Here is a 1,151-nt window from a genome sequence, read left to right as displayed (position 1 = left end):
TCACTGACCTTTAATTCGTGATGTTAAGTGATCATGTGACCGTCTCGGGTTGCGGTGGTATGCCCAGAGCATGCGGTACGCGCAAGGCGGCGGGCTGACCGCCGAACAACGAACCAAACGAGAACAAGTCCGGTTGCGCGCGGCCGAGCTGTTCGCCCGCGGCGACACCGATACCCAGGTGGCCAAAGCAATGCGGGTCAGCCGGATGTCGGTCAACCGCTGGCGCCGCGCCTGGGCCCGCGGCGGGCAGGCGGCACTGGCCTCCAAGGGCCCGGCCTCTCTGCCGGTGCTGGATGAGGCGCGCTTCGCCCGGCTGGAGACGGCGCTGCTGCGCGGCCCGGCTGCGCACGGTTGGGACGATCAGTACTGGACCCTGGCCCGCATCCGGAAGGTGATCGGCCGGATGTTCCATCTGACCTACTCCTTGCCTGGGGTGTGGAAGCTGCTGCGGCGGCACGGCTGGTCGTGTCAGGTGTCGGCGCGCCGGGCCATCGAGCGCGACGAGGGCGCGATCGTGGTGTGGAAGACGGAGGTGTGGCCGGCCGTGGAAAGACCGCGGCGGACCTGGATGCCTGGGTCTGCTTCGAAGACGAGTGCGGCCGGACGCTGAGAGCACCGATCGCGCGGACCTGGGCTCCGCGCGGGGTCACGCCGGTGGTGAAAGTGCCCGGACGGCGCGCGGGCCGCATTTCGGTGGCCGCGCTGAGCTGTTACCGGCCCGGCGAGCGCTCCCGGCTGCTGTATCGGGTGCACATCTACCGGCGGCACAAGGGGGAGAAGGCGAGCTTCACCTGGGACGACTACCGCGACCTGATCCTCATGGCGCACCGGCAGCTCGACGCGCCGATCGTGCTCATCTGGGACAATCTGAATCGGCACACCTGTTCGGAGATGCGCCAGTTCATCGCTGCCAGCGCCGACTGGCTCCGGGTGGTCCAGCTGCCGGCGTATGCGCCCGAGCTCAATCCGACAGAAGGCATCTGGTCACTGCTGAACCGCGGCGGGCTGGCCAATCTCGCGGTCACCGGCCTGGACGAACTGGTGCGGGTGGTCAAGCGAGGGCTGAAGAAGATCCAGTACCGGCCGCATCTGATCGACGGTTGCCTGGCCGAGACCGGCCTGGCCCTCAACCAGCTGTAACTTCATGCGTT

At 67.7% G+C, this 1,151-nt stretch carries 1 protein-coding gene; it reads left to right on the top strand.

Going from position 1 to position 1,151, the window contains the following annotated elements:
• Nucleotides 1–70 precede the first annotated feature (70 nt).
• Nucleotides 71–1,140 (top strand): IS630 family transposase gene (locus Plo01_RS41520; RefSeq protein WP_444980784.1). Its coding sequence is split into 2 segments (ribosomal slippage): nucleotides 71–554 and nucleotides 554–1,140, totalling 1,071 coding nucleotides; the frame shifts between segments, so codons are not numbered across the junction.
• Nucleotides 1,141–1,151 lie beyond the last annotated feature (11 nt).

The organism is Planobispora longispora, from assembly GCF_016863135.1.
In the GTDB taxonomy this organism is placed as follows: domain Bacteria; phylum Actinomycetota; class Actinomycetes; order Streptosporangiales; family Streptosporangiaceae; genus Planobispora; species Planobispora longispora.
The sequence above is the reverse complement of the archived record's forward strand: the minus strand, read 5'-3'. Positions and strand labels throughout refer to the sequence as shown.